At 63.3% G+C, this 6,114-nt stretch carries 6 protein-coding genes; 1 reads left to right on the plus strand and 5 read right to left on the minus strand.

Annotated features, from left to right (window positions below; all coding sequences use genetic code 11):
- A partial coding sequence (locus tag ACIOUG_RS16325) for an adenine phosphoribosyltransferase (protein WP_401066952.1) occupies positions 1-471 on the plus strand: 471 nt, incomplete at its 5' end.
- 110 nt (positions 472-581) lie between these two features.
- On the opposite strand, the gene ACIOUG_RS16330 is transcribed toward ACIOUG_RS16325, so the two are convergent.
- The 5 genes from ACIOUG_RS16330 to ACIOUG_RS16350 all read right to left on the minus strand — a co-directional run.
- A complete protein-coding gene (locus ACIOUG_RS16330) occupies positions 582-1,730 on the minus strand; it encodes an acyl-CoA dehydrogenase family protein (protein WP_401066954.1) in 1,149 nt (382 codons plus the stop codon).
- Positions 1,731-1,931: 201 nt separating this feature from the next.
- Entirely contained in the window at positions 1,932-2,534 is a 603-nt protein-coding gene (gene recR / locus ACIOUG_RS16335) for a recombination mediator RecR (RefSeq protein WP_007965550.1), read from the minus strand.
- Positions 2,535-2,600: 66 nt separating this feature from the next.
- On the minus strand, positions 2,601-3,635 hold the full coding sequence (locus ACIOUG_RS16340; RefSeq protein WP_401066956.1) for an NADP-dependent oxidoreductase: 1,035 nt from the start codon (positions 3,633-3,635) through the stop codon (positions 2,601-2,603).
- 298 nt (positions 3,636-3,933) lie between these two features.
- The gene (locus ACIOUG_RS16345) at positions 3,934-4,272 is read right to left on the minus strand and encodes a YbaB/EbfC family nucleoid-associated protein (protein WP_003223337.1); all 339 of its coding nucleotides are present in this window, start codon (positions 4,270-4,272) and stop codon (positions 3,934-3,936) included.
- Positions 4,273-4,339: 67 nt separating this feature from the next.
- Positions 4,340-6,114 (minus strand): DNA polymerase III subunit gamma/tau C-terminal domain-containing protein (locus ACIOUG_RS16350; RefSeq protein ID WP_401066958.1); only part of this gene is annotated, 1,775 nt, incomplete at its 5' end.

Here is a 6,114-nt window from a genome sequence, read left to right on the forward strand (position 1 = left end):
GACCTCACCCCGCTGTTCCAGTCGCCCAAGGCCCTGCGCCTGGTGATGGACAGCTTCGCCCACCGTTATGTGGAAGCCGACTTCACCCACATCGGCGCGATGGATGCGCGCGGTTTCCTGATCGGCTCGGTGCTGGCCTATCAGTTGAACAAGCCGCTGGTGCTGTTCCGCAAGCAGGGCAAACTGCCGGCGGACGTGCTGGCAGAGGGTTATGCGACCGAATACGGCGAAGCGTTCCTCGAAGTGCACGCCGACAGCCTGTGTGAAGGCGATTCGGTGGTGATGTTCGATGATTTGATCGCGACCGGCGGCACGCTGATCGCAGCCGCCAACCTGATCCGCCGCATGGGTGCGCGGGTGCATGAAGCGGCGGCGATCATTGATCTGCCGGAGCTGGGTGGGTCGCAGCGTCTGGAAGACATGGGGATTCCTACTTTCTGTTTGACGCAGTTTGCCTTGACTGACAAGTAAGCGGCGTCTGTACCGCCGCCTTCGCGAGCAAGCCCGCTCCCACATTTGGATTGCATTCTCCTGTGGGAGCGGGCTTGCTCGCGAAAGGGCCTGCAGCCTCACCGCAAAACCTATAGCCCCATCTGCTTGCTGATGATCTCGTTCATCACCTCCCGCGTCCCGCCGCCGATCGACAGAATGCGGTTATCCCGATACAGCCGCTCCACTAGACTTTCGCGCATGTAACCCAGACCACCAAGAATCTGCACCGCTTCGCTGGTGATCCGGTCGGAGGTGTCCGTGGCAAAGTTCTTGGCCATGGAAATCTCCTTGATCACGCTCTGCCCCGCCGCCATTTTCGCCGCCTGCCGGTAGGTGAACTCCCGCGATACTTCCAGCGCCGTGGCCATCTCGGCCAGCCGATGCTTGATTACCTGAAACTTGCCGATCGGTTTGCCAAACGCCTCTCGCTCGCGCGCCCACTTCAGGGCTTGCTCCAGTGCCAACTGCGAGGTCATGTTGGCCATCAGCGCCAGCGCCAGCCGTTCGCTCTGGAAATTGCCCATGATGCAGGCAAAGCCCATGTTCTCCGCGCCGATCAGATTGCCCACAGGCACCCTGCAATCGTCGAAGAACAATTCAGCAGTGTCCGAGGCCCACCAGCCCATTTTTTTCAACTGGCGGCCTACGCTGAAGCCTGGGGTGCCCTTCTCGATCAACAGCAGGCTGATGCCGCCGAAACCCGGCGCGCCGGTGCGCACTGCGACGGTGTAGAAATCGGCGCGTACGCCGCTGGTGATGAAGGTCTTGCTGCCGCTGACTCGATAGCAGTCGCCGTCACGCGCGGCGCGGGTTTGCAGGTTGGCGACGTCGGAGCCGCCGCCGGGTTCGGTAATCGCCAGGGCGCTGATCTTCTCGCCGCTGAGCACTGCCGGCACCACGCGGTCGCGCACCTCGGGCCGGGCCCATTTGACGATGGGTGGCAGGCCGATATCCAGCGAACCAAGGCCGGCGACCAGACCAGCGGAGCCGCAGCGCATCAGTTCTTCGCTGGCGGCGACCTTGGCGAACACATCACCTTGGTGGCTGCCGCCCAACACTTCCGGGTAGCCGATGCCGAGAATCCCCGCCACCCCGGCCTTCAGGTACAGCTCACGGGGGAAGCTTTCGGCTTCTTCCCACGCATCAATGTCCGGCAGGATCTCGCGCTCGACGAAACGTCTGACGGTGTCGCGGACCATTTGGTGGCTGGGGTCGAAGTATTCCTGGAAGGCAGGCATCGGCGAACTCCACTGAAGGGTTGGCCGACGTTAACCGAGCGCTTGCTTGGTTTTCAATAGGTTTGTGTGAATCAGTCAGACCGAGGTGCGCCATTCGCGAGCAAGCCCGCTCCCACATTCGACCGCATTCAATCTGAATGAACTCGATCAACTGTGGGAGCGGGCTTGCTCGCGAAGGCGTCTGTTCAGACACCCTATGACTCAGAGGGAAATCGGCTTGCGCCCGGCAAACGAATGCGCCAGCGTCCCGCCATCCACCAACTCCAGCTCCCCACCCAGCGGCACGCCGTGGGCAATCCGCGAGGCGATCAGGCCTTTGTTGGCCAGCAGTTGGGCGATGTAATGCGCGGTCGCCTCACCTTCCACCGTGGGGTTGGTGGCGAGGATGACCTCGGTAAAAGTGCCCGCCTCTTCGATGCGCGCCATCAACTGCGGAATACCGATAGCTTCCGGCCCCAGACCGTCGAGCGGCGACAGGTGCCCCTTGAGCACGAAGTAGCGGCCACGGAAACCGGTCTGCTCCACCGCATACACGTCCATCGGCCCTTCCACCACGCACAGCAGCGTATCGTCGCGGCGCGTGTCGGCGCATTGCGGGCACAGATCGTCCTCGGTCAGCGTGCGGCACTGACGGCAGTGACCCACTCCTTCCATAGCCTGGCTCAAAGCCTGGGCCAGGCGCGTGCCGCCGCTGCGATCACGTTCGAGCAACTGCAACGCCATGCGCTGGGCGGTTTTCTGACCCACGCCCGGCAAGGTGCGCAGGGCGTCGATCAGTTGGCGAATCAAAGGGCTGAAGCTCATGGGTAAAAAGTCCGACAAAACAACGAGACGCGGTTTATACCCGCGCCTCCGGCCAGCGTCAAATGCTCAGTCCTGGGTAACCTTCACCACCAGTTTGCCGAAGTTGCGCCCCTCCAGCAGACCGATAAACGCCTCGGGCGCCTGCTCCAGGCCTTGCACCACGTCCTCGCGGAATTTGACCTTGCGGTCGCGCACCCACGGCACCATGTGGCTGATGAATTCCGGCTGACGGTCGCCGTAATCGTCAAACACGATGAAGCCCTGAATCCGCACACGCTTGGTCAGCAGCGTGCGTTGCAGCATCGGCAGACGATCCGGGCCTTGCGGTGCTTCAGCGGCGTTGTAGCCGGCGATCAGCCCGCACAGCGGGATCCGCGCCTTGGGGTTGAGCAGCGGCACCACGGCGTCGAACACATGCCCGCCGACGTTCTCGTAATAGATGTCGATACCCTTCGGACAGGCCTTGGCCAGTTGCTCGGCAAAGTCCGGCGCCTTGTGATCGATGCAGGCATCAAACCCCAGCTCCTCGACCACATATTTGCATTTGTCGGCGCCACCGGCCACACCGACGGCGCGCAGGCCCTTGATCTTCGCCACTTGGCCGACCACCGAACCGACAGCACCGGAGGCGGCAGCCACCACCAGGGTCTCGCCCTCTTTCGGCTGACCGATGTCAATCAGCCCCATGTACGCGGTCATCCCCGGCATGCCCAGCACACCGAGGGCCATCGACGGGCTCGGCAGACCGGACGGAATCGGCATGATGTTGCGGCCGTCGCTGATGCTGTGGCTCTGCCAGCCGGTGGCGCCGACCACCAGATCGCCCTGGTGGAATTTCGGATGACGCGAATTCTCGACTCGGCTGACAGCGCCACCGGTCATCACCTCGCCGATTTGTACCGGCGCAGCGTAGGACGGCGCGTCGCTCATACGGCCGCGCATGTACGGGTCCAGCGACAGGTACAGGGTCTTGAGCAGCACCTGACCATCTTCGAGATCCGGCAACGCTTCGCGCTCCAGACGGAAGTTTTCCGGGGTCGGCGCGCCAACCGGGCGCGAGGCGAGGACGAAGCGTTGATTGAGGGTCAGAGGGTCGGACATGTCAGCGTCTCCTGTGAATGATGAATTCGGGGGTATAGGGAGCAGACCTTGGTGACATCACAGCGTTCGATGTTTCTGCTCGACTCCTGTGGCGAGGGAGCTTGCTCCCGCTGGAGTGCGAAGCGCTCCCCTGCTTTCATCAGGTATACCGGGTTTTCAGGGTTTACGACGACTTCGTCGCCGAGCGGGAGCAAGCTCCCTCGCCACAAATGAATACCGAACGGCCGAGAATCGGAAACAAAAATGCCAGGCGCAATGCCTGGCATTTTGTGTAGCTCATCCAACCCGCAAAGGCGAATCAGAATGGCAGTTTCATACCGGCTGGCAGGTTCATGCCGGCGGTCATGCTGCCCATTTTTTCCTGGCTGTTGGCTTCGATCTTGCGCACGGCGTCGTTGACGGCGGCGGCGACCACGGCTTCGAGCATTTCCTTGTCGTCTTCGCTCAGGCCTTCAACCAGGCTTGGGTCGATGCTGACGCTTTTCACGTCATGACGACCGGTCATTACCACGGTGACCATATCGCCACCGGCCTTGCCGGTGACTTCGGCGTTGGCCAGTTCTTCCTGCATCTTGGCCATTTTTTCCTGCATCTGCTGTGCCTGCTTCATCAGGCCGGCCATGCCACCTTTCATCATGGGAATCACCTCAAAAGTACTTGGATCAAAACAGCGTCCGGCGCTTAACGCCGAACGCCCTCAGTTATTAGCCTTGGGCGACCAAGGCATCGACAGGTTCAATAGTATCGTGTCGCACGACCGCACCGAACTGCTGGACCATCTGCTGGATGAACGGATCACCGTGGATCGATTCCTCCGCTTCGCGCTGACGGTTGGCCCGACGCCGTGAAGCAGCCTGCGCCGGGGTTTCCTGCTCAGGTTTGATCAGCTCGATGGTCAGGGTCAGCGTGCGACCGTGGAACTGGTTCAACGCATCGTTCAGACGCCGCTGTTGCGTGGCGTTGAACAGCGCACTGTGCGCCGGGTCCAGGTGCATCAGCCAATGGTCGCCATCGACCGCGATCAGCGTGCAGTTGGCGGCGATGCTGCCGGTCATGCCGGAAATCGGCAGTTGCGGGAACAGCTCCAGCCATTGCAACGCCAGACCGGTGGCCGGCGCGGCGGCAGGCTCCGGCTCGGGTTCCGGGGCCGGCTCGGCGGTGTGTTCACTGGCCAGGTCGTCGAGGTAGCTGTAGGCCGAATCCATGTCCGGCTCGATGTAGTCTTCGTCCAGCGGCGGCTCGTCGTCGAGGTCCATGCCCGGCGTGGCGGCATCGACGTCGGCGACCGATGGCTCGGGTATCGGCGCAGCGGCCCACTCCGGCGCATCCGGCACCACGCTGTCCGGGGTCGGCAGCGGCATTGGCGGCAGCTCGGGCTGCTCGCTGGCGGTTTCCAGCACCGGCTCGACGGCTGGTTGCTGCACCGGCTCGGGTTCTGGCTCGGGTTCGACCGGATCGTTCCACGGCAGGTCGACCAGCGCTTCGGCGACGACCGGCTCAGCTTCTGGCTCTGGCGCAGGTGTCGGCGCGGCAGCCACCACAGGCGCTGGCTCAGGAGCCGGGGCTGGCGCTGGCGCCACAACCGGTGCAGGCGCAACAGCCGCAGCGACTACCGGCGCAGGCTTGGGCGCGGCAGCCACTGAGTTTGCGGAATCAACTGTGGCCTGGCTGATCCCCACTGGCTTTAGCGGTTGCCTCGGGGCGTCCGCGGTGTCAGCGGGCCGGAAGGCCAGCATCCGCAGCAGGACCATCTCGAAACCACCACGGGGATCCGGCGCCAGCGGCAAGTCGCGGCGACCGATCAGGCCCATCTGATAATAGAACTGCACGTCTTCGGCCGGCAGCGCCTGCGCCAGCGCCAACACCCGGTCACGGTCGCCATGGCCGTTGTCGACACCTTCAGGCAATGCCTGGGCGATGGCGACGCGGTGCAGCACATTGAGAATTTCCGAGAGCACGCCGTTCCAGTCCGGACCTTGCTCGGCCAGGTGGCGCACGGCTTCGAGCAACGCCTTGGCGTCGCCTTCGATCAGTGCGTGCAGCACGTCGAAGACCTGGCCGTGATCCAGCGTGCCGAGCATCGCCCGCACATCGGCGGCCAATACCTTGCCTTCACCGAAGGCGATGGCCTGGTCGGTCAGGCTCATGGCGTCACGCATCGAGCCGTCAGCGGCGCGGCCCAGCAACCACAGCGCGTCGTCTTCGAACGGCACATTTTCGGCGCCGAGCACATGGGTCAGATGCTCGACCACGCGCTCGGGCGTCATGTTCTTCAGCGAGAACTGCAGGCAGCGCGACAAAATCGTTGCCGGAAGTTTCTGCGGATCAGTGGTCGCCAGGATGAACTTGACGTACGGCGGCGGCTCTTCGAGGGTTTTCAACAGCGCATTGAAGGAATGGCTGGAGAGCATGTGCCCGTCGGCGGTCAGGTCGGGCGGGAGGGGGCGGCGGGGCGGGGGGGCGGGGGCGGTGGCGCGGG

This window comes from Pseudomonas sp. NPDC087803, from assembly GCF_044742995.1.
In the GTDB taxonomy this organism is placed as follows: Bacteria; Pseudomonadota; Gammaproteobacteria; order Pseudomonadales; family Pseudomonadaceae; genus Aquipseudomonas.

Excerpts from the sequence above, each read along its gene's own strand:
- ACIOUG_RS16345 (WP_003223337.1), bottom strand. The coding sequence starts at position 4,272 with ATGATGAAAGGTGGCATGGCCGGCCTGATGAAGCAGGCACAGCAGATG.
- ACIOUG_RS16330 (WP_401066954.1), bottom strand. The coding sequence starts at position 1,730 with ATGCCTGCCTTCCAGGAATACTTCGACCCCAGCCACCAAATGGTCCGC.
- recR (WP_007965550.1), bottom strand. The coding sequence starts at position 2,534 with ATGAGCTTCAGCCCTTTGATTCGCCAACTGATCGACGCCCTGCGCACC.
- ACIOUG_RS16340 (WP_401066956.1), bottom strand. The coding sequence starts at position 3,635 with ATGTCCGACCCTCTGACCCTCAATCAACGCTTCGTCCTCGCCTCGCGC.